The sequence below is a fragment of the Peribacillus sp. Bi96 genome, assembly GCF_918698115.1.
In the GTDB taxonomy this organism is placed as follows: domain Bacteria; phylum Bacillota; class Bacilli; order Bacillales; family DSM-1321; genus Peribacillus.
The window spans coordinates 32803-55279 of record NZ_CAKKLV010000014.1; the positions used below are offsets into that span (position 1 = coordinate 32803).

General features: G+C 37.4%; 17 protein-coding genes and 1 pseudogene. 10 read left to right on the top strand and 8 right to left on the bottom strand.

The genetic code is table 11. The features are described 5' to 3' along the window. The first annotated feature begins 691 nt into the window (after nucleotides 1–691). Complete coding sequence (locus LQ203_RS16990; RefSeq protein WP_230159635.1) at nucleotides 692–1570, top strand: YitT family protein; 879 nt, start codon at nucleotides 692–694, stop codon at nucleotides 1568–1570. 119 nt (nucleotides 1571–1689) lie between these two features. Here LQ203_RS16990 and LQ203_RS16995 read toward each other — a convergent pair whose 3' ends face one another. After that, nucleotides 1690–2145 (bottom strand): CotD family spore coat protein, encoded by a 456-nt coding sequence (locus LQ203_RS16995; protein ID WP_230159545.1) that lies wholly within the window; start codon nucleotides 2143–2145, stop codon nucleotides 1690–1692. Between the two features lie 529 nt (nucleotides 2146–2674). On the opposite strand from LQ203_RS16995, the gene LQ203_RS17000 reads away from it, so the two are divergent. Next, nucleotides 2675–3193, top strand: a complete 519-nt coding sequence (locus LQ203_RS17000) for a GyrI-like domain-containing protein (protein ID WP_230159546.1) — start codon at nucleotides 2675–2677, stop codon at nucleotides 3191–3193. A gap of 620 nt (nucleotides 3194–3813) precedes the next feature. Here LQ203_RS17000 and LQ203_RS17005 read toward each other — a convergent pair. Next, entirely contained in the window at nucleotides 3814–4908 is a 1095-nt protein-coding gene (locus tag LQ203_RS17005; RefSeq protein ID WP_230159547.1) for a GerAB/ArcD/ProY family transporter, read from the bottom strand. Nucleotides 4909–5779: 871 nt separating this feature from the next. Between LQ203_RS17005 and LQ203_RS17010 the strand changes: the two are divergent. Further along, a pseudogene (locus LQ203_RS17010) lies at nucleotides 5780–6666 on the top strand (aldo/keto reductase); the annotation flags it as partial. A gap of 535 nt (nucleotides 6667–7201) precedes the next feature. On the opposite strand, the gene LQ203_RS17015 reads toward LQ203_RS17010, so the two are convergent. From LQ203_RS17015 to LQ203_RS17025, 3 genes are read right to left on the bottom strand one after another with little or no spacing between them, the layout of a single operon-like run. After that, a complete protein-coding gene (locus tag LQ203_RS17015; protein ID WP_230159548.1) occupies nucleotides 7202–7921 on the bottom strand; it encodes an alanyl-tRNA editing protein in 720 nt (239 codons plus the stop codon). Further along, nucleotides 7890–8966, bottom strand: a complete 1077-nt coding sequence (locus LQ203_RS17020) for an aminotransferase class V-fold PLP-dependent enzyme (RefSeq protein WP_230159549.1) — start codon at nucleotides 8964–8966, stop codon at nucleotides 7890–7892. The genes LQ203_RS17015 and LQ203_RS17020 overlap by 32 nt, the downstream gene beginning before the upstream one ends. Further along, the gene (locus LQ203_RS17025; RefSeq protein WP_230159550.1) at nucleotides 8953–9411 is read right to left on the bottom strand and encodes a MarR family winged helix-turn-helix transcriptional regulator; all 459 of its coding nucleotides are present in this window, start codon (nucleotides 9409–9411) and stop codon (nucleotides 8953–8955) included. The genes LQ203_RS17020 and LQ203_RS17025 overlap by 14 nt, the downstream gene beginning before the upstream one ends. Nucleotides 9412–9678: 267 nt before the next feature. On the opposite strand from LQ203_RS17025, the gene LQ203_RS17030 reads away from it, so the two are divergent. After that, nucleotides 9679–12660 carry a peptidase G2 autoproteolytic cleavage domain-containing protein gene (locus tag LQ203_RS17030; protein WP_230159551.1) on the top strand — a complete coding sequence of 994 codons (2982 nt, stop codon included), beginning with the start codon at nucleotides 9679–9681 and terminating at the stop codon, nucleotides 12658–12660. 226 nt (nucleotides 12661–12886) lie between these two features. Here LQ203_RS17030 and LQ203_RS17035 read toward each other — a convergent pair whose 3' ends face one another. Beyond that, a complete protein-coding gene (locus tag LQ203_RS17035) occupies nucleotides 12887–13513 on the bottom strand; it encodes an FMN-binding negative transcriptional regulator (protein ID WP_230159552.1) in 627 nt (208 codons plus the stop codon). 124 nt (nucleotides 13514–13637) lie between these two features. Between LQ203_RS17035 and LQ203_RS17040 the strand changes: the two genes are divergently transcribed. Together LQ203_RS17040 and LQ203_RS17045 are read left to right on the top strand one after the other, a co-directional pair. Then, nucleotides 13638–15014, top strand: a complete 1377-nt coding sequence (locus tag LQ203_RS17040; protein WP_230159553.1) for a PLP-dependent aminotransferase family protein — start codon at nucleotides 13638–13640, stop codon at nucleotides 15012–15014. 1171 nt (nucleotides 15015–16185) lie between these two features. Next, on the top strand, nucleotides 16186–16527 hold the full coding sequence (locus LQ203_RS17045; RefSeq protein ID WP_230159554.1) for a hypothetical protein: 342 nt from the start codon (nucleotides 16186–16188) through the stop codon (nucleotides 16525–16527). Nucleotides 16528–16893: 366 nt separating this feature from the next. Here the strand turns inward: LQ203_RS17045 and LQ203_RS17050 are convergent, their stop codons facing one another. Beyond that, nucleotides 16894–17442: a TetR/AcrR family transcriptional regulator gene (locus tag LQ203_RS17050; protein ID WP_230159555.1), complete on the bottom strand. Its 549-nt coding sequence runs from the start codon at nucleotides 17440–17442 to the stop codon at nucleotides 16894–16896. Between the two features lie 223 nt (nucleotides 17443–17665). Here LQ203_RS17050 and LQ203_RS17055 point away from each other — a divergent pair, with 223 nt between their 5' ends. From LQ203_RS17055 to LQ203_RS17065, 3 genes are all read left to right on the top strand, one after another. Next, on the top strand, nucleotides 17666–17995 hold the full coding sequence (locus LQ203_RS17055) for a carboxymuconolactone decarboxylase family protein (RefSeq protein WP_230159556.1): 330 nt from the start codon (nucleotides 17666–17668) through the stop codon (nucleotides 17993–17995). 42 nt (nucleotides 17996–18037) lie between these two features. Then, nucleotides 18038–18784 carry an SDR family oxidoreductase gene (locus LQ203_RS17060; protein WP_230159557.1) on the top strand — a complete coding sequence of 249 codons (747 nt, stop codon included), beginning with the start codon at nucleotides 18038–18040 and terminating at the stop codon, nucleotides 18782–18784. A gap of 272 nt (nucleotides 18785–19056) precedes the next feature. Continuing rightward, nucleotides 19057–19452: a cupin domain-containing protein gene (locus LQ203_RS17065; protein ID WP_230159558.1), complete on the top strand. Its 396-nt coding sequence runs from the start codon at nucleotides 19057–19059 to the stop codon at nucleotides 19450–19452. Nucleotides 19453–19821: 369 nt separating this feature from the next. Here LQ203_RS17065 and LQ203_RS17070 read toward each other — a convergent pair whose 3' ends face one another. Continuing rightward, the gene (locus LQ203_RS17070; protein ID WP_230159559.1) at nucleotides 19822–20658 is read right to left on the bottom strand and encodes a DUF2935 domain-containing protein; all 837 of its coding nucleotides are present in this window, start codon (nucleotides 20656–20658) and stop codon (nucleotides 19822–19824) included. A 402-nt stretch (nucleotides 20659–21060) separates the two neighbouring features. Here LQ203_RS17070 and LQ203_RS17075 point away from each other — a divergent pair, with 402 nt between their 5' ends. Beyond that, nucleotides 21061–22431, top strand: coding sequence for an amino acid permease (locus tag LQ203_RS17075; protein WP_230159560.1), 1371 nt, complete (start codon nucleotides 21061–21063; stop codon nucleotides 22429–22431). The last annotated feature ends 46 nt before the right edge of the window (nucleotides 22432–22477 follow it).

Sequence of the window (22477 nt, forward strand, 5' to 3'; positions counted from 1 at the left end):
TTTTGCCCACCAATTCATGATATTGTACTCTTGCTCATGCAGAATCTATTTTTGAAAAAGCTTTTAAACAGGCATTTGTGATGTTTTAGGATAACTGATCATGCTAAGAAGTATGTTCCGCACTCAAGTTCACCCATGGGAACGCGAACAATATATGTCAATGTATTAATACCGAAATTAGCTTGGAAACCCTTGACACCATTGGTGTTGAGGGTTTTTTTTATTTAAGAAAGAAGGAGATATTCCAGTAAATGGATTGGAGCAAGTGGAAGTTGGGTCTGGGATTATTGTGAGGGAGAATGTAACTCCTGCTTTAGAAGATGCTGGTGTTTATTATTATATAAATGCATCGTTTAAATCAGGTAGTTTATTAAAAAATAACTTAATTTCTACCGTTATATGATTGAAAACAACATGAAAAAACTAAAAGATGTTCCTTCACCATATTAAGGAATGCTGATTGAAGAAGGATAAACACTAGAAGCTCCATCAGAAGTATAAAAGCCATTCACAAACAGCGGGCAGCTTTTGTTATGTAAAAACATCCTAGATAAACAGTCAATATTAGTGAAGGTACCCGCAAAATAGGAACAAGCCTTGCGGTAGATTAGAACATCTATTATTAAAAGTTATTTTTCCTAAATTGATATTAGGATATAATAGTAATAAATGAATAAAAGGTGTGATTTTTCTGACGGAAGCACTAAAAAAGCAGCATAGAAAGTTATCTAATTTGATAATTATCCAACGGACCATTCTTATTACAATTGGTGCTTTGCTAATGGCCACGGGATTGGAAATCTTTTTAATTCCCAATCATGTAATTGATGGTGGCATTACAGGTATTTCAATTATGCTTTCTCATATTACTGGTATAAAACTAGGAATCTTTCTTTTTCTATTGAATCTACCATTTGTATATCTGGGATATAAACAGTTTGGGAAAACTTTTGCTATATCTACTATATATGGGATTATAATGCTATCCATTTTTGCGACATATTTCCATCCTATTCCACCCTTCACTGAGGATATCCTTCTTGCTACAATTTTTGGGGGCATATTCTTAGGTGTAGGTGTAGGAATAGTAATTCGTAACGGTGGTGCGCTTGATGGGACAGAAATACTTTCGATTGTAATAAGTAAAAAAGTTCCTTTTTCTGTTGGCGAAATTGTTATGTTCATCAATCTATTTATACTTGGTTCTGCTGGATTCGTATACACATGGGATAGAGCTATGTATTCAATCTTAGCTTATGTAATAGCTGCTAAAGCCATTGACATTGTTATTACTGGAATGGAAGAAACAAAGTCAGTGTGGATAATTAGCGATGAAGCAAGAGAGATAGGTGATGCAATCAATAATCGCTTAGGACGAGGTGTGACATACTTGCATGGTGAAGGTGCCTATTCTGGAGAGGACAAGAAGGTTATTTTCTGTATAATTACCAGACTTGAAGAATCTAAGTTAACTACAATTGTTGAAGAGATCGACGCTTCATCTTTCTTAGCAATTGCAAATATCGCGGAAGTACGTGGTGGACGGTTCAAAAAGAGAGATATTCATTAATGAAAACTTTTTAACAGAGCTAACATTTTGAGGTTGATTTTTGTTATGTCACCACTGGAACAAACTGTGCGGGATTATCGTAAGTATGAAGATAAGGGCTAATAAGCCCTTATACAATATTAATATCCAAAATTCCTAGGAGGACAGCATGGGTTATGCGGCGGCTTTCCACAAATCAGGTTTTGAGTATAGCATTCGTTAACTACGGATTGAGTATGCGGAAAGTAATGCTTAAACGTGTTCACATGTTTATTGACAGTTGTAGTATGTGATGGATGAACGACAGGAATCACTGTGTTCGATACATTCGTATTAACATATTGCTGTGTTGGAGAGACTTGTGCTGGAGCAACTTGAGTAGGCAGAGTTTGAGTTGGGCAATATTGCACTGGAGACACAGCCATTGGACTATAGGCTCCAATTACGTTGGAGTGTTTACCAGTTGATGCACCCATTACTCCGGGTACGTTTCCGTATGCACCCATTACTCCGGGTACGTTTCCGTATGCTCCCATTACGTTGTTGGATGCTCCTATTACATGGGGGTTATTTCCTCCACTATTACGAAAATACATTTATAATACGTCCCTTCATTAAGTTTTCGTTACCCTTGTAGTTTATGAAAAAAGGGTAGGTTTGTACTAATGAAAAAGCCTTTTAAGACAAGAATAGCATAGAACACTTTCTGTTAATTTAAGTAAGCATAACCGTGCAGAGTGAAAATTAAATAGCAATACAATAGTCGTCCCTATGGGCGGCTTTTTATTATGTATAAACAACCTAGACATACAGAGATAGAGAATGCTCAAAGGCACCATAGTTCAACGACCTTCTTCACCAGCCACTAAAACATTATCGACATAGAACTAATTTTCTTTCTCTGTGGTAAAGCGCTGATTTTTGCGCTTCAAAGATGGCTAACTGGCAAGTTGGTTGAAGATGAAGGTTTATTTAGAAGGACGTTGAAGTAGTAATTAACATAATGAAAAAAATATATAGAAGGGAACAAAAACTAATGAAATACGAATGGAGAAAACAAGAAAAGAATTTATATATTCCAAAACAAAAATCTGAACTTGTAACAATTCCAGAACAGAAATTTTTTTGGATAAAGGGAAAAGGAAATCCAATGAGCACGAATGTGCTGAAAAGATAGGTGTTCTTTATTCAGTGGCTTATGCGGTCAGAATGATGCCGAAGCAAGGATACACTCCAAATGGATATCCATTAGAAGGAATTTGGGATTTAACAGAAGAGGGAAAGAAATTAGATACATTGAATAAAGATGAATTATTATATACTATCATGATTAGACAACCAGATTTTGTAACAAAAGAAATAGTAGATAAAGCATTTGAAAATGTTGAAAAAAAGAAACCTCATCCATTTCTAAATGATGTAAAGTTCGGTACATTTCGAGATGGTTTATCTGTCCAAATGCTTCATGTAGGTCCATATGATGAGGAACCTCAAAGTTTTAAATTAATGAATGAATTCATAAAAAATAATAATCTTGAAAGAACTTCATTACAACATAGAGAAATATATCTTTCAGATTTTAGAAAAGTTGAACCTGCAAAATTAAAAACTGTTTTGAGATATAAGGTTAAGCCAATAGAATAGCATAATCTCATTACTACTAACATGCATTCAATATGGGCGTAAACAGTAGAAGTTATAGCAACGCTGCCATGACCTAATCTTTTCTGAACATATTTCATTTTTTAGCGTCATTTGAAATATCTAGCTAATCCAAAGGAGGTAAGGCCTCATTGTTCAAGAAGGTGCTAGGAGAACCGCATTTATGACAATACCCAACATTTGAAGGGAGAATATCAAGGAAATAGACGCATCCAACTTATATAAAGAATTGATTCATGTTTCATCTGTTTCGGGATCTATCGCTGAACAACTACTTGAAGAACAAGACTGATGGCACCTTTAATGCAGCCTGTTATAATTCGCCGTCAAAGGAAGCATGAAGCTGAACAAGCCTATCAAGGGTTTAGTAGAGAGGGGATTTGAGGTGGTTTCCCCTCTTAAACAGGTATATCCTCAAATTGAACCGTTTCATAATCTTAGATTTAAGCAAAGACGGTTCCCTGTAGAGGATATTGCTTCTCCTTGGATTGCCAAGCTGAGAAGAGTGATTGAATAGAACTGAATTAAAAGGTGAGATGCAATGAATGCCCAGTGATAGGGCTTGCAATTTATTCTTTATTAAAAATGAAATTTTAACTTTGTCATAAACGTTTTCTCAATTTTTTTATGCTTAGGATAATCCAAAGAAATGGCAAGTATAAAACAAGAAAGCTCACGCTGTATGGATTGATTAATTTATTTAATATGTCTAAGGCTTCGAAATCAAAAAGAAATATATTGATAAGTAATATGATTATGGACATTGCCCACAAGGGATACTTTTGCTGGACATTGAATAAGCGCTTGACCCCCCTGCTGGCTGCCCACAAAGGAATGACCATGTTGGGTATGATAACGAGGGTCCACCAAGAAATGGTTATGTATTCGAACCGTTGAATAAAGGGAAATTCAATAATACTGGACAACGATAGGGTTGGCCATAGGGTAAGGACCAACATTTTCTGTGAATAAAAAGCTTTTGAAACAACATAAATAAATAAGATCAATAACGTAGTGGCTAAGGCTCCTCCATGAGCATACTTTTGTGTTTTTTCAGCATTTTTGATGAATGGATAAAACATCAAAATCATTTCAAAACCAAGCATTGATAATGAAGTTGTTCTAGTTCCTTTCATTATTTCCAATAATGTATGATCAAAAATTGGGAGAAGATGGGTGAAATTAGCGTATTTTAAACTATATAATAAAGGTACAAATAAAATCCAGTATGAAGCTATTATAGTTACAAAGGTAATACCCGTAACTGATCGGAATCCTCCCGTAATTATATAATAAATCAGGGTCAGGAAAACCAAAGCTAACACCCAAGAGGGTACCTCGTCAAACATCCAAACATGTATGACATTTATATAGCCGATTAGGATCGTCGTGCCAAGGACAAAAAAGTAAAGAATGAATAAGAGACTGAAGAAAATTCCAATCCATTTACCAAATGCATGATGATTAGCGGAAATGATATCACCAGGAACCATACTGAAAATCTTATATATAAGCCAAATTATTATTTGAACAGCTAGTCCGGCTAATATGATGGAAATCCAGCCATCGGTTCCAGTAACCTTAGCTAAATCTCTTTGAAAACTCAACACGCCTAATCCTGTTTGCATGGAATGCACTAAAAAAAACACATAAAATGGTGATACCTTATACTTTTCATTAACACCTGCCTGGTTCATAAAGGTCCCTCATTAGTATTACTCATATATTAATAATCTGGCTTTTACAAGTGAAATCTATTCAAAAAGAATCTGTTTTGTTGTGAAATTTGAGGTGGGTCATACTGAGTCGGCAAGGTTTGTGGTGGACATTGACCAGGTCTCCATGAGTTATTATACATTTCTACACTTCACATTATTATTAATTAGGTCAATTAGAGATTATGAAATGTAATGAAAAGTGCACTAGTTTGAATGCCCCTTTTCCATCCTGGTTAATATGCATAAATGTGCTACCATGACACAAGAAAAGTAACTATCCGAGTGCTAGAATAGTTACTTTCGAAGAGGAAATATATAAAGAGTTGAACAACACATTCAAAGAAAATGCTGGAGGTTTAGGTTCCAATGAAAACCAATTGGTTGCCTACCAAAAGAAAAATAGTTTGCGAAATACCTTAACCTTAATCTTAACATTAGCCTTAACTTCAATTTCTTTTTTACTTTTTCTGCTCATTTTTTCCTCACCTTTCTATATGACATCAAATATTTTATGTATGTTGGACAAGTTATGACACGGCATGATTAAAAGTATTTAATATTTAGCATTCGACAGAAACCATTGTAAAAAGGTTAAGAGTCTTAACTATACGTTCAAAATGCAGAAGTCAAATGGAGGTTCCAACGATATGGGTTATCCCGAGAAGAACAAGGAACTTCATTGGTTTTTGACAATAGTACCGGTAAGTGGAATGTTTACTCTACTGTGCCTAAACACATTCGAAAACTCTCTAATTTAGCAGAGTGATTCGTCATAGAGTCACAGGCCAACGTGATCCTAATACAATTTTTTTTTACCTTCTGATCCCACAGCTGCAACGACTCCTGTCAAAGCCGTCCTGTTATCAAAAAAGCTCTCGATTTGGGGATTAATTTTTTTGATACTGCGAATATCTATTCAATGGGTGAAAGTGAAAAAATTCTAGGTCGTGCACTGAAGGACTATACAAAGCGCGATGATATTGTCCTTGCAACAAAGGTTCATCAAACAATGCGTCCTGGTCGTCCTAACAGCGGCGGTTTATCTCGTAAAGAAATTATGACCGAAATTGATCATAGTTTGGAGCGCTTGGGAACAGATTATGTAGATTATATATTGTTCATCGCTGGGATTATGACACACCAATTGAAGAAACTATGGAAGCTCTACATGATGTAGTTAAATCAGGAAAAGCTCGCTATATTGGTGGTAGTGCTATGTATGCTTGGCAATTCCAAAAAGCGCAACATGTAGCAGAACATAATGGCTGGGCGAAATTTGTCTCCATGCAAAACCACTATAATATGATTTACCGTGAAGAAGAGCGTGAAATGATTCCATTCTGTCGTGATGAAAAAATTGCGATAACACCATACAGTCCACTCGCATCAGGCCGTTTGACTCGTGATTGGTCAGAAACTTCTCTTCGTTCTGAAACAGACATGGTTCAACATTCAAAATATGATAGTATGATGAAAGTTGATCGCGGCATCGTAGAACGATTGGCTGAAGTCGCAAAGAATCATGGGGTCACTCGTGATAAGATTGCGTTAGCTTGGCTTCTTAATAAGGATCAGATTGTTGCACCTATCATAGGTGCCCAAAAAGAAAGCCATCTTGAAAGTGCAGTAGCTGCACTTGATATTCGGTTGACTCCTGATGAGATGAATTATTTAGAAGAGTTATATGTACCCCATTCATTAGTAGGGGCTCTTCCAGATCCAAAATTCAATAAATAAAAAAGTTAAACAAAATGAATCGTAGAACTAAGGAACAATACAATCTTTCCTTTAGGTCAAAAAGTTACCGATAATTTCATTAATGATGCATATCTTTCCATGACCTTTATGGATCCCAAACCTCTAAACGCGCCAATTGGTAACGTAACATTCGCTACAAGTGCACGAAACAATTGGCATGTGCATGAAGTCTTTCAAGTACTGCTGGTTACAGGAAGAAGGAAAAACAGTCTATTCTTTATATACATAAAAATAAAGAAAAACGCACCTGTTTAGTGACAGTGCAGTGATTAATTCGATCTTAAACCCAAATAACCCCGTTCAAGTAATTATGAACGGGGTTAAATATTTCCTTATGATATACTAATTTTTTCAATTTCAACTATAATAAAGTCGCTTAAGATCGGCAGCTGCAAATTGGAACATGAAAATAATGATCAATATTGATGCTACCGTTTATGGAACGATTCCCGTATGAATTTTCCACTGTCCACTTGATTATCCCCTCATTGCTAAAAAGAAGGGATAGGAGAACTTAATCCATTAGTTGAATTTTAATCCTTTTTTTCATGGGACCTTTATTTTGAATTTTCATAATGGAAAAGTCTTTAATTTCAGTTGTGTTGTTGACGTGGGTTCCGCCACATGCTTGCTCATCAATATCATTTATTTGGACGATTCGAATTTCGTTAAGAGAAGTTGGAAGTAAATTAATTACCGTCTTAATAGTACCTTCTTTTTGCTCGGCTTCATCTCTACTTAATATTTTCGTATAAACATTATGTGGCTGTGTCAATATCTTCTTTATTGATTGTTCTAGTTGATCAAATGGTATTTCCTGTATTAATTCAGGAGAAAAAGACAGCTCTAATCTCGCATGATCTTTTTCAATTTGACTACTTGTAGCTAAAGCATTGTAATGTTGATATAAATAACCTGAAATGACATGCAATAATGTGTGGTACTGCATATTCTGAAACCGCCAAGACCAGTCAATCTGCATCTCTACTGTTTGATTAATGTCCTGTAATGGACGTTCAAGTTCATGAATAATTTCTCCATCTATTTTTTTTACTGTTAATATATTATAGGTTTTATCACCTTGTTTAATAATCCCTCGGTCACAAGGCTGTCCACCGCCACCTGGATAAAAAATCGTTTGATTAAACACAACAAATTGTTCTTTTATTGAAACAATATTTGCCGTACATTCTTTTATATAACTATTCTCTGCATATAACTCTATCGTTGCCATTTTTTTCTCCTTTAGTCGCCTTAATATCTTCTACTAGCATTTCAACATGATCTTTTTTCGTAGACCAACTAGTACAAAATCTCATAGCACTGTGTGTAGCATCGATCTTTTCCCAGAAGGAAAATGAATACTTTTTGCCTAATTCCAAAATTACATCATCCGGCAAAATGGGAAACTGCTGATTTGATGTAGAGTCATATCGTAATGAAAATCCATTTTCAACAAATGCATCTCGAATCATGATTGCCATTTCCACGGCATGATTAGAAATTTCATAGTATAATCCATCTTCAAATAAAGTTTCAAACTGAATCCCCAAAAGTCTTCCCTTAGCCAATAATCCTCCCTTTTGCTTGATAATATATCGGAAATCCTTTTTCAGGGCATCATTTATAATGACTACTGCTTCACCAAACAGCGCACCAACTTTAGTTCCGCCAATATAGAATACATCACATAGACTTGCAATATCTTCCAATGTTAAATCGCTATCCATTGAAGCCAAACCATATCCTAATCTAGCGCCATCCATTACCAATGGCAAACGACATTCCCGGCAAACTTTACTTAATGCTTCCAATTCGACTTTACTATAAGTCGTTCCATTTTCTGTAGGGTTAGAAATGTAAACCAAGCCTGGCTGTACCATATGCTCATGAGTGACATCGTTCCAATGAGCATCATATAAATCTTTCACCTGTGCTGCTTGGATTTTCCCATCATCACTTGGTAAAGTAAGTATTTTATGACCCGTTGCTTCAATTGCGCCAGATTCATGTGCTGCTATGTGACCAGTAATTGCTGAAACTGCACCTTGATGCGGGCGCAAAATGGAAGCGATAATAGTTGTATTCGTTTGTGTTCCTCCTACTAAAAAGTGTATATCTGCATTCGGAGCATCACATTCTTTTCTAATGTAAGCCCTCGCTTTTTCACAGTGTTCATCCACTCCATATCCAGGTGTTTGTTCTTCATTGGTTTCTATTAATCGTTCTAGAATTCGCTTATGAGCACCTTCTGTATAATCATTTTCAAATCGTATCATCCTGTAATCCCTCCAAACTATCCAATTTCTTCTGAATGAACATCATAGAAGTATGGATTTCTTTAATTTCTTTTTCTGATAATCCTCGAAATAAATTCATTACTTGTTCATTAGATTTTTCATTAATCTGGTTAAAAATAGTGATTCCTTTTGGAGTTAATCGAATCAGACTAGTTCTGCTATCCAAGGTCGAATTTTCCTTGATAACTAATCCATCTTTACTTAGCTTGGCAATTATTCTACTCATATAGCTACGATCAATTTTCAGTTTATCAACTAGATTATTTGCTATACACTGCTCCAATAAACCGATTTCTAAAAGTACCCTTGCCTCTGTGAAAGAATATCCGGTATCCAAAATATGCTTATCAAATAAACCAAGAATATTGGTATAAAACCTATTGAATTTCCGAATATCTGCAATAGTATTATTATTTATACTCATTGGAAGCTCCTTTTTTTAGTGGACTATATCAACTAAAACTTTAGTTTAATTAGTGGACTTTGTCAACTTTTTTTAGTGAAGAATAAATCGTTATATACTATCCCTCCATTTTCAATTTCTTCGATTTCAGGGGTGAAGTATTTTTAGTTAACATACACAACGGCCTTTTAACTAAGGGACTTGTCCATACCATATTTTTGATAATGCATACAGTAATAATATGTTCATTTTTTATAACTTAAAATAAACGTGGAATGGAGAATCTTGATGGCCAATGGATGTAACCAGAATCCGATAGGGGAGTGTTCGGAAGCTGAAGGAATAAATACAACTGCTAATGGGACAGCCTCACATGCAGAAGGAATGAATACAATTGCCAACGGGTCTGCTTCCCATGCAGAAGGAAGTACTACAACTTCAGGTGGGAACGCTACACACACGGAAGGGTTTAATACCGAAACAACAGCTGATACGGCACATGCAGAGGGATCTACTACGACAGCAAGCGGGATAGCTTCCCACGCGGAGGGATATCTAACTACCGCCAGTGCAAATACTTCCCATGCGGAAGGAAGTGTAACAATTGCGACGGGAAACTCTTCCCATGCGGAGGGGTTCCAGACTGCGGCGTTTGCTGATACGGCACATGCAGAGGGATCTACTACGACAGCAAGCGGGGTTGCTTCCCATGCGGAAGGTTTTGCGACGCATGCAAGTGGAGTCCAATCGCATGCAGAGGGAAATAATACAACAGCAGCTGGAGCTAATTCGCATACAGAAGGATTGAATACACAAACAACGATTAGCGGTGTTAACGCGCACGCAGAAGGAGAAGGGAATACGGCTAGTGGCAGGGCCTCCCATGCGGAAGGAGGTGGAGTAGATCAAATAGGTAATCCAGCACCTACCTTAGCAAGTGGGGATGGTGCTCACGCAGAAGGCATAGGGACAACCGCTAGTGGACCTGCTGCACACGCAGAAGGATTCAATACATCTGCAAGTGGTTCTGTTGCCCATGCCGAAGGAGTTGGTACAATCTCCAATGGAATTGTTGCTTCCCATGCGGAAGGAGTCAATACAACTGCTAGTGGATTTGCTGCTCATGCCGAAGGGTTAGGCACAATTGCCAGTGGAAATTCTTCTCATGCCCAAGGGGAGGGCTCTATCTCCAGTGGGCTACGATCTCACGCGGAAGGACAAAGTACAACCGCCAGTGGGGAAGCTTCTCATGCCGAGGGTAGCAATACAAACGCTACTGCAACGGATTCCCATGCAGAAGGATTTCAGACTACCGCCAGTGGATTTGCGTCACATGCCGAAGGCAATACAACTCTAGCACAAGGTGAAAGTGCTCATGCGGAAGGATCCTCCACTATTGCAAGTGGAATAGTTTCCCATGCAGAAGGAATTAGAACAACTGCAAGCGGGGATGCCACTCATGCGGAAGGTTTTGAAAGCATAGCAAATGGATTTGCGTCCCATGCCGAAGGCCAGTCAAGAGCTTTTGGGTCGACGTCCCATGCGGAAGGCGCTTCGCTAGCTAATGGAGGAGTTTCTCATAGTGAAGGTTTGTTTACAACTGCCAATGGAGACCAATCGCATGCAGAGGGAAATAATACAACAGCAGCCGGAGCTAATTCGCACACAGAAGGATTAAATACGCAAACAACGATCAGCGGTGTTAACGCGCACGCTGAAGGAGAAGGAAATACGGCAAGTGGCAGGGCCTCTCACACAGAAGGCGGTGGTGTGGACCTACTTGGTAATCCTGCTCCCAATTTTGCTAGTGGACAGAGTTCACATGCTGAGGGAATCGGAACAACTGCAAGTGGGTTTGCTGCTCACGCGGAAGGGGGAACCGAAGATATTACGTCCCTATCTGGTCCGCAAGCTATGGGGGATTTCTCTCATGCAGAGGGTATTAGCACCTCGGCCAGTGCAGAAGCAGCTCATGCGGAAGGAAGTTCAACACAGGCCTTAGGTCCAGCATCGCATGCGGAAGGAACGAATACAATTGCGAATGTCCAAAATGCACATGCTGAGGGGAATGGAACTTTCGCTTTTGGTGTGAATTCTCATGCCGAAGGATCGAGCACCAATGCAAGTGGGTTTGCTGCTCATGCAGAAGGTAGCGGATCCACTGCAAGCGGAGATCATTCACATGCGGAGGGAGAAAATACGGTTGCTTCTCAAACAGCGGCCCATGCAGAGGGAGGAGGAAGTACCGCGAGTGGAATTGCTTCCCATGCAGAGGGAACAAATACGAATGCTTTTGGGATATCCTCTCATGCCGAGGGGAACAATACAGATGCTAATGGAGACAGTTCTCATGCGGAAGGCCAAGGGACGCAAGCCAACGGAGCAATTTCTCACGCAGAAGGGAGTCAGACACAAGCACAGGCTCCTTTCTCCCATTCAGAGGGTCTAAATACGATCGCAGCTCAAACTGGTTCTCATATTATGGGGCAAAATGGGACCACACGCTTCCCTTTTTCCTGGCATTTGGCAAACGGTCTTGCTGTTGGGCCAACGTTAAATTCCGCTGTAATCGAAGGGGCGACAGGAAATCTCTACCTCGACGGTGTTGTGTTGTCTCCTGCTGCAGCCGATTATGCTGAAATGTTTGAAACGGTTGATCGAAACCCAATTGATGTTGGCTACTTTGTTACTTTCGATGGTGCAGGTGATAAAATACGTAAAGCGAATGCTGCAGATCAGTATATTCTCGGGGTAGTGAGTGCAACTCCAGCAATGATTGCGGATGCAAGTGATTTGCGCTGGCACAACCTCTTCGAAAAAGATGAATGGGGCAGGATACAATACCATGAGGTGGTTGTACCCGAAATGAAAAATGCTGATGGAACAGTAGTACAACCAGAGTTTACAAAAACAGAACCAATATTAAATCCTGAATGGGACGCTTCAAAAGAATATATCCCACGTTTGCAAAGACCTGAATGGGTTCCTGTTGGTCTTTTGGGAAAACTTCTGGTTCGGGATGACGGTACATGTCAGCCGAATGGATATTGTAAACCTAATAATGAAGGGCTTGCAACAGCAGCAGATCATGGATACAGGGTTATGAAGCGTACGGGACCAAATCAAATATTAGTGATGCTTAACTCTATTCCTTCAATAAAAGAGATTGATATTGTTGAAAAGTTAGAAAATCTAGCAAAATTAAAAGTACAAGGATTTCTAACAGATGAGGAGTTTCAAACGCAAAAACTAAAATTATTATCGTTATAAAAGCCTGCCCTATAAAAAAACAGCCTGTTCACACGAACATGGCTGTTTTTTTAAAGTAAATCAAAGTTAGGTCTAACATTTTTAACTATCACGGTAATATCATTATCATCGTTAGATTCCATTTGACCGATTCGGAAATCCTCACTAGCAACATAGCTACCTTTTATCTCCTGAACCCAACCGTATGCCGTAATGGCTGCTCTCCAACGCACCCATCATGACAAAGTTAAATCCTTTTATTTATATTTTTTAAGTTTTTTTTCATTAGATGGGATACTTGTAGATTATCTTGATTAGAAGTGTTTTCTAGATGCTTGATAATTAATTCTTGACGTTCCACAGGATGATTTTGACTTAATTTAGCTTTCGCTTCAATTTTTGTGATTATTATTTTGAATGCTACAATCCCTTTACTCATCCCCTCGATAAAATTGGAATCTACATCATTTAAAGTGTATAGGCTATCTTGACCTTCATATTTGTTTACCATGTCATTTAATGAAACGAATATTACTTTTGGATCTTCAACAATCTCGATCTTTCCATATACATGGATAGACACATAATTCCAGGTAGGAACTGCCATTGTTGTTTCATACCAACTCGGAGATATATAACAGTGAGGGCCTTGAAAAACCAAAAGAACTTGTTGGTTTTCTATATCCTTCCATTGTTCATTTGGGCGAGCAAAATGACCATATAAAGCGTCTTCATCTTTATTTAATGTGAGTGGAAGATGGGTAGCGTACGGTTCTCCATTGTGCTGAGAAAATAAAGTGGCAAAGCTGTTCTTTTCGATAAAATCATAAATCATTTCTTCATCATTGAGTTGAAAATGTTTAGGAATATGCATCATGTTTCCTCCTATTTACTTGTTTTTTCTTTCATTCATCGCTTATATAAGATATTCTACGATGTAAATTGACATCTAAAAAGGTACAATTATATAAAAATAGACATGTCAAAGGTGATTGTAAATGAAAAATACCATTTTTGCGTTTAAGGATGACTCTCCCAAATACAAACAAATTTACGAGCAGTTTAAATTATTTATAGAGCGAGGTGACATACCAGCAGGTGATCCATTGCCCTCCATTCGCCACCTTGCCGACTCCCTTCAAGTAAGCCGCAATACGACATTAATGGCATATGAGCAGCTTGTAGCTGAAGGCTATATACGTGGAGAAGGTCGAAAAGGGTATTTTGCAAATGCTTTAGAGCCACTTTTATTTCAAGATGCTTTAGTCCCACGTCATAAACAAACAAAGTCGGTGACACCGGTCCTGATTGATTTCCAAGCAGGAGCCGTAGATCAAACCCATTTCCCCTTGAAAATTTGGAGGAGAATAGCAAATCAAGTGTTAACATTACAGGAGAGCTTTCAATATGGGGAACCCTTTGGTGAGGTATGCTTGCGTGAACAAATCGCGACATATTTACTCCAATCTCGTGGGGTGAAAACAGATGCAAATTCGATTATCATCGGCAGTAGTACCCAACAAATGTTGATTCATCTTGGACAAATCCTGAAGGGTGATTTCCCAAGCATTGTCGTAGAGGACCCAGGGTATGATGGAGCTAGGGAAGCTTTTCAATTCCATCAATTTACGCTGGAAACATTACCAGTTTATGAAACAGGTGCTGACCTTTCAAAATTAGAACAAATGAAGTCACGGTTAATCTATGTAACACCCTCCCATCAAAGTCCAATTGGAGTGAGTATGTCCATTCAACAAAGGCAAATGCTTATTCATTGGGCTAACAAGATGCAAGGATATATTATCGAAGACGATTATGATAGTGAATTTCGCTATACGCAACAACCATTTCCAGCACTTTCTTCCATTGATTCAACAAGAGTTATTTACCTAGGGAATTTCTCAAAGTCCTTTCTTCCAGGACTACGTCTAAGTTATATGGTGCTGCCAGAGCTACTTATAAACCGTTATAAAGATCAATTTCTTCATTTCGAGAGTACCACTTCTCTTCTTAGCCAGCTTACAATGGCTAAATTTATGGAAGAAGGAGAATGGAATCGCCATATTAAACGTATGCGTCTTGTATATAAGCGAAAAATGCAGTGCATTGTTTCCGAATTAAAAAAGTACTTCAAACAAAATATATCCATTATTGGGGAGCAGTCTGGTTTGTACTTATTAGTTAAGATACGTTTGAATCGTTCAGAAGAATGGCTAATTGAACGTGCTTCCTTTTTGGGTGTTAAAGTGTATCCTACCTCCATTTACTTCATTAAAAATCATTCTGATGAAACAGTTCTTAAATTTGGTTTTAGTAATCTTACTTGCGATGAAATCCAGTTAGGCGTGAAGCTTTTAAAAGAGGCTTGGTCATAAAAAGCACTCCGTCCGTTAGTTGATTTCAAAGAAAAGTACTTGTTCATCACAAAAACTTTGGAATAACAGCAGATTGAAGTGAAATTTGATGTTGATATAGTGAAGGTCTCGTTTTTAGTTAATCGAACAAAAAGATGCACTGCAAACAGTAATATTTTTAAAGGCTGTTCGCAGTGCTTTTTTTAAGACCATACCCATATTCAAACAATCCCGATTATTACAGTAATAAACAGTATAGAAAGAAATAAGGGCATTAATGCAATAGAATATTTCAATTGCAGGACGGTGAAGTGGCCCTTATAGGTCGGCTGATTACTGGCTTTACCATGTGCAATAAATGCAAAGTAAAAACAGCTACGTTCATTTGGAGGTTAAAAATAGTTATATTTGCATCTGAGTGCTTTTTCTTTTGGACATAGAAGGTGATGGAGAATCGATTGAATAATGCCTGGGCAATAGGGGTGTGCAAATGAAATAAGAAAATCGCTCATTTGTTGAACCTACAATTGTAGAAGGAATTAATACAGAAGATGAATTGAAAAGAGATGCTTCTAAAGAAGAGATAGACAAAGGCGATTACACAGATGTAACCACTTTGTCTTTGGATAAAAAAGGTGATTTCAAGAGTTAGGACTTTTGGATTTACTTAACCAGGTCTATAGATTAACGGTAATTTCATAATATTATTCACTTATGTTTAGCCCTCAATCGTGTTAATTTTCTCTTGTGAGTTTTTATTGCTGTTTCTTTACCTTTTAGGCTTTTAGTAATTACTCCATCGCTTTCTACAACAACCAAATTATTGGTTCCGTCTTGATAATTCCTATAGCTAATATACATAATTACCATCCTCTCTTAATACAGCAATGATAAAATGTTCCTTTTCATTCTTCTAAAATAATTATAGGGTATGTTTTTTAAGCCTGTGTTAAAAAACAACAAAGATTGCGAAAACAGCATTGAAAGCTAAAGCTAATTCATCTGTAAAGATTTTTGATTTTATGATAGTGGAGGATTAATAAAAAAAACCCTTCTCAAAAGAGAAGGGCTAATTCGTTATCCGTTTTGATATTTTACTTCATTAATACGTTATCCCTTTAGCTTCTTTCATAAATAAAGAAGGTATAAACCCCTTGTTTGGAGAATATTTTGACAAAAGGGGGTTGTATAATTGCGGAATAATATTGAAATGGATTTATCAAAAGAGGATATTTTAAAAATGATTGTTCAACACCTGGGAGTATTCCCTTTAACTAGTCTAGGGGCTATTAGAGAAGTGATTAGAAGTTCTTTGAAACAGCGTGGGTTTATTAGAGGGGTAACCGAACATTTAAGTGCTGCAACTATACCATATAACCGAAAAATAACTGAAGAAGATATTCGTTTAATAAATGATTGCATATATGACCTTTTATATAGCCGCGTTATCACACCAGGTATTAATGATGATAATCAAGATTTACCTTGGATTCGTGTATCAGATAAAGAAAAACTTAAAAATATATGTATTTAACCAATTATCGATAGACTTGATCAGGCTGTAGGCATTAGGAGTTCTATCTGAAGGTACGAGACTCCTGCGGGAAAAGCGCGTCTAGGGGAGAACCCTTTAGGCGCAAGAAGAGGGCGGACCGCCAGCGGAAAGCGAGTGCCCTACGTTCCAATCAACGTTTACATTGTAAAATCCATAAAAAAACTGTAGGCTAACTCGATTTTCATCGAGTTTGTCTACAGTCTGGGGGAGAGCACATATTAATATGTGCTCTTCTGTCATCACTAATTAATAGTTTAAGTACAGTTCTGCACATTCTCACTAAAATTGAATGGTGAATGACGTTTCATTTGTTCCTCACTAATTGAGGATGCTTTTTTAAAGAAGTTACAATAGATTCCTGTCTAACAAAATTCCCATTTGTTCTGCCACGACTTGAGGTGGATCAGGTATACCTTTCGTGAAATAAGATTCCACTACACCTACGACAGCTGATCCAAAGAATGTAAGAATAACATCTTTACTTAATCCTTGATTTGTTCCTTCTGATATATTTACATCGCTCTTTAATTCTTCAATGACAAATTCCAGGAACTGACTCCGAAAAGCGGAAGCTCCTTTACTCTTTAACATCGTCGAAAAGAATAAATAATTACTTTCAAAGTATTCAAACCAAATAATATTCCCATCTTTAAAATCCATTTCGGACGCGGATTGGCAGAGTTTTCTTAGTTCGTTAATATGTTCTTCAATGAGTTTATCCAGTAGATCAAACTTATCCATGTAGTGATGATAAATGGTTCTTCGGCCAACATTCGCCCTGTCAGATATATCCTGTATCGTAATTTGATCGAAATTTTTTTCAGACATTAGTTCAATAAAAGCTTTTTTTATGGCTTCTTGAGATTTGAGTATTCTTCTATCCACCCTAGACATTGTGAGAGTCACCAAACTTTCATAAAAATAATTACACAATTTTATTAAAATTGAGCAATAAGGCACAAATTGTGATCATTTGATTATTGCAGACATCAAGTTTTCATTTTATATTATACACAGATGTGCGATATCGCATCAATATGTATTTACTATCGGGGCATTATATTTATCCACCTCAGCATAAGAGAATAGTGAATTGAAAAAAGAAAGAAGGGATAAAATGTCAAATCCAAACGACCTTACTCCTGCACAGAAAATGATCGGAGAGTTTGCTCCCAAACTTGTACAATTAAACGATGATGTTTTATTTGCGGATGTATGGGAGCGTAAGGAGCTTTCTCCTCGTGAACGTAGTTTAATAACTGTATCTTCTTTAATAGCTGGTGGAAATACAGAACAACTAGGATTTCATTTCAATAAAGCAAAAGTAAATGGCCTTACTGAAGAAGAACTTATTGAAGTCATTACCCATCTTGCTTTTTATGCTGGTTGGCCAAAAGCGATGTCAGCCATAACGGTGGCTAAAGAATTGTTTTCGGAAGAAAAGTAAAAATAATGTTTAAAAAGTAGTAATAAAGAAAGGATGTTTTGTATGTCTAATATTAAAGATAAAGTTGTCATTATTACGGGTGCTTCTAGTGGTATTGGAGAAGCTGCTGCAAAAGAACTTTCATCTAAAGGTGCGAAGCTAGTATTAGCGGCTCGTCGTGAAGACCGATTGTTGAAATTGCAAGAAGAACTTCAAAAGAATGGCGGACAAGCTATCTATAAAGTGACGGATGTGACTGCCCATGAGCAATTGGAAGAGTTAGCCGAGTACGCTCTTAAAGAGTTTGGTAAAATCGATGTACTAGTTAATAATGCAGGAGTCATGCCACAATCATTTATGTTCAAGAAAAAAATCGAAGAATGGAATATGATGATCGATGTGAATATTAAAGGAGTTCTTTATGGTATTGCTGCCGTTCTACCTACCATGCGGGAACAGAAGTCTGGACACATCATTAATCTTTCTTCCATTGCTGGGCATCATGTCTTTGCTGGTGGATCAGTATATTGTGGTACCAAACATGCAGTGAGAGCAATCACTGAAGGTTTACGTCAAGAAGAAGCAATTAGTGGTACAAATATCCGTACAACAAATATCTCTCCAGGAGCAGTGAGCACGGAATTGACAGAGGGTATCACGGATGTAGAGATAAAACAGGCCTACGATGAATTGTACAAAGGCGCAATTGAACCAGAAAGTATTGCACGTGCGATTGCTTTCGCGATTGAAGAACCTGCAGATGTTGCCATTAATGAAATGATTATTCGACCTACAAAACAACAGGCTTAATAGGTGATCAGTTTTTGGAGAATGAATTGCACACGAGCGAGAACATCGTCCTAAATACAAAAGTTTTGGCCAATATATGTGATGTCATTGGGAAAGTCTTGCTGGAAGAAATTTTGAACACTCTACACCTCATTCAGAGAAGGCAAAAGGTTTAACAAAAGATGAAACTGCTGTAATCATCACTCATCTTTCGTTCTAGAAAGGTTAGCTCAAAGCTTGGTTTGCATTTAACATCGCAATCTATAAAAATTAAAAGAAAGCAGGTTTTATAAATGGCATATGAAGAATTAAGCAATAGCACAATCTTTCCATTGGGAGAAAAAGTTGAAGCAAACTTTATCGGGGATGCATACTTACAAATGGTGTTTACTGATGAAACACCACTCAATACTTCAATCGGGAATGTAACCTTTGCTCCTGGTGCTCGCAATAACTGGCACTCTCATAAAATTGGGCAAGTTTTGCTAGTTACTGGTGGTGAGGGTTGGTATCAAGTAGAAGGAAAACCAGCTAAATTACTCAAAACGGGGGACGTTGTGAATATTCCGCCGAATGTAAAACATTGGCATGGTGCAACAAAAGACAGTTGGTTTGTACACTTAGCAATGACACCGGGAGAAACGGAATGGTTAGAACCTGTCGATGATGAAACGTTTAATAAATTATAAAGGAATGATGCAGCGAGTCAATTGACTTGATGCGTTATTCCTTTATGAAAGTGGAAGTACCTAATCATTCAAATGAAGAACTTGGTTAATTTGAACAGAATGAAATAATCGACACCCACCGCAGCATTTGATATTCTTACATGCGCTTGGCAAATCTGAACTACTTGGTTAAAAGAGAAGACATTGCTTCAATTAAGGAACAAGGAACTAGTTGTTTTTAGAGGATTTTAACGCGTAATGAATAGAGGGGTAAGAAGAGAGAAGCATTCCTTCAAATATATATAAAAGCCCTTCTCTGATTTAGAAGGGCTAATTTTGGTTTAGTCTAAGAGAACTATGATCATTGCATTTTTATAAATGCTTACTCAATTAATTGTAGTTTTCACCGGAAAGATGGGTTTCAAACATATCGATAATTTCAAGAAAACGTTCGGCTTCACGGAAAACGTGATCTGCCAATAGTGGATGGATAATGCTCTTGATTTTGCATTCCTCGATTAAATCCCTGGCGGTTTTCTTAAAGTCCCGAAGCGATACAACAGACACACGATTCTGATCTAAAAATTGATCCAAAAGAGGGGCTGTTTGAGATTGTGGTTTCATGGACTCTAAGTCTACAGCCTGAAAGACTAATTGATCAAAATCATTGCTGAAGTTCCGCGCCATATCTACAAGCTTTCTTTCCGATGGATCGAGGAGATGTCCGATAAATTTTGCGTGGTCTGCCATTATTCTTAAAAAGAAAACATTTTCTTTGATAATAGCATCTGCAAGAGGTTTCAATTTTCCTTCATTTAATTCTTTTAATCGTTTTCTAAAATAATTGGCTTCCCGGCTTGTATGATCGACTAAAAGTGGGAAATTGTTTGCCCCAGGCAATTTACAAGTAAGGATCAATCCTAATACTTTCCTTTTAAATATAAAAATCCCCGTTGCGGCTTGTTGAACTTCCGAATTAAATCTTCTAATCTGTTCTGGGTCAGTTTGATTTGTAAAAGAATGAGATTGCTGTTCTATCCGTTCAAATACATGATAAAACTGATTAGCTTCTTCAATTAGCTGTGTATCCTCACACCTGAAACCCAGTCTTAGAAATAACGAATGCTCCTTCATTATTCTTGACCAAAAACGAATTTCATCCAACGAGCGTGCTACAAACATTCCAGATGTATTTCTCATATTAAATTCCTGTGTATTCTCACTCATAAAAAATCCCCCTTATTTCAAAACCATCTTTAAAATCTTATTAACAAGGGGTCAATAGTATACTGCTATGTTACATATTAAATATAGCCTGTAATTATTAAGGTCATTTATCCAACACTTGAGCCTAACCTACAATCACCGTAATGAAACATTTATCCACCGTAGAAGCACTACATAACCGGATGCAAGATGTAGATGAAGGGAAAAACCAAAAGGGGAAAATTTAATATAGATCATCTAGACCCCCGAAAAGAAGATACCCGTGGTTAAGTTTCCTAAGGATGGATATTACTGAAAAAATATTTAATAAAAGAATTATGTGAATTTTCAAACATGTGGAAATAGAAACAATAATGGTTTAATATTAAAGGAATATTTTTTTTGGAAGAAGGCGGTTTATTCATGCATCAAGAGGGTGAAAAGCTTCAAAGAGGTTTAAGTAATAGACACATCCAATTAATTGCTCTTGGCGGGGCAATTGGAGTTGGCCTTTTCTACGGGTCTAGCGAAACGATTCAGTTGGCGGGGCCGGCAATTCTTCTTTCATATATAGTTGGAGGATTGGTTATTTTTACAATCATGAGGGCTTTGGGGGAAATGGCCGTTGAAGAGCCAGTCTCAGGTTCCTTTAGTTCCTATGCGAACCGTTATCTGGGCTCTTTCGCAGGTTACTTAACCGGATGGACCTATTGGTTTATGTGGGTAGTGGTCGGAATGGCTGAAATTACGGTTGCTGGTGTTTATGTGAACTATTGGTTTCCAGATATCCCTCAGTGGGTTACGGCACTTGTGGTTCTTATTGGCATTACCTTGATTAACCTGATTAACGTAAAAGCGTTTGGGGAGTTTGAATTCTGGTTTGCGATGATTAAAGTTATCGCGATTATCGGGATGATTCTTGCAGGATTAGGAATCATACTCTTTGGTATCGGGAACGAAGGACAGCCAATAGGATTTGAAAATCTATGGGCTCATGGCGGATTTATGCCAAATGGAGTTAAAGGCATATTATTTTCATTAGTTATGGTAATGTTTTCCTTCGGTGGGGTAGAATTGATCGGAATTACAGCAGGGGAAGCTGAAAATCCTAAAAAGTCGATTCCTTCTGCCATTAATAACGTAGTTTGGCGAATTCTGATTTTTTACATTGGTGCGCTAGGCATTATGATGGTCTTATACCCTTGGAATAAAGTTGGCTCAGAAGGAAGCCCATTTGTTCTTATTTTTGATCAAGTTGGTATTCCAGGAGCAGCCCATATTATTAATTTTGTTGTTTTGACAGCAGCATTGTCAGCATTTAACAGCGGACTGTTCAGTACGGGGAGAATGCTTTACAACTTATCTCTGCAAAATAATGGCCCAAGATACTTTAGGAAGCTAAGCAAACATGGTGCTCCGATAAGAGGCATTTTGTTTTCATCTTCTTTCCTATTAGTTGCGGTCTTTTTAAACTATATTGTTCCCGAAAAAGTATTTATCTATATTTCTGCGGTTGCAACGGTTGCGGTCATAACTAGCTGGACAATTATTTTGATTACACAATTAAAGTTCAGACAGTCCAAAACCAATGATGAAGTGAAAAAACTTAAGTTTAAAATGCCGCTACATCCGTTTTCTACTTATATAGCGCTCACTTTCTTAGCACTTGTAATTGTATTAATGGCCTTTATTGAAGGCATGCGGGTGGCCTTAGTTGTTGCACCAATATGGTTTGGTGTTCTTTATGTAGGATTTAGATTAAAAAAGAAAGATTCATCTGGAAAAATCAATTAAAACAAAAGCAAGATAAGATAGGTGACATTAAATGAGGTTATCGCCT

Coding starts and splice junctions, on each gene's coding strand:
- LQ203_RS16995 (WP_230159545.1), bottom strand. CDS start 2,145: ATGTATTTTCGTAATAGTGGAGGAAATAACCCCCATGTAATAGGAGCA.
- LQ203_RS17005 (WP_230159547.1), bottom strand. CDS start 4,908: ATGAACCAGGCAGGTGTTAATGAAAAGTATAAGGTATCACCATTTTAT.
- LQ203_RS17015 (WP_230159548.1), bottom strand. CDS start 7,921: ATGGCAACGATAGAGTTATATGCAGAGAATAGTTATATAAAAGAATGT.
- LQ203_RS17020 (WP_230159549.1), bottom strand. CDS start 8,966: ATGATACGATTTGAAAATGATTATACAGAAGGTGCTCATAAGCGAATT.
- LQ203_RS17025 (WP_230159550.1), bottom strand. CDS start 9,411: ATGAGTATAAATAATAATACTATTGCAGATATTCGGAAATTCAATAGG.
- LQ203_RS17030 (WP_230159551.1), top strand. CDS start 9,679: ATGGCCAATGGATGTAACCAGAATCCGATAGGGGAGTGTTCGGAAGCT.
- LQ203_RS17035 (WP_230159552.1), bottom strand. CDS start 13,513: ATGCATATTCCTAAACATTTTCAACTCAATGATGAAGAAATGATTTAT.
- LQ203_RS17040 (WP_230159553.1), top strand. CDS start 13,638: ATGAAAAATACCATTTTTGCGTTTAAGGATGACTCTCCCAAATACAAA.
- LQ203_RS17050 (WP_230159555.1), bottom strand. CDS start 17,442: ATGTCTAGGGTGGATAGAAGAATACTCAAATCTCAAGAAGCCATAAAA.
- LQ203_RS17055 (WP_230159556.1), top strand. CDS start 17,666: ATGTCAAATCCAAACGACCTTACTCCTGCACAGAAAATGATCGGAGAG.
- LQ203_RS17060 (WP_230159557.1), top strand. CDS start 18,038: ATGTCTAATATTAAAGATAAAGTTGTCATTATTACGGGTGCTTCTAGT.
- LQ203_RS17065 (WP_230159558.1), top strand. CDS start 19,057: ATGGCATATGAAGAATTAAGCAATAGCACAATCTTTCCATTGGGAGAA.
- LQ203_RS17070 (WP_230159559.1), bottom strand. CDS start 20,658: ATGAGTGAGAATACACAGGAATTTAATATGAGAAATACATCTGGAATG.
- LQ203_RS17075 (WP_230159560.1), top strand. CDS start 21,061: ATGCATCAAGAGGGTGAAAAGCTTCAAAGAGGTTTAAGTAATAGACAC.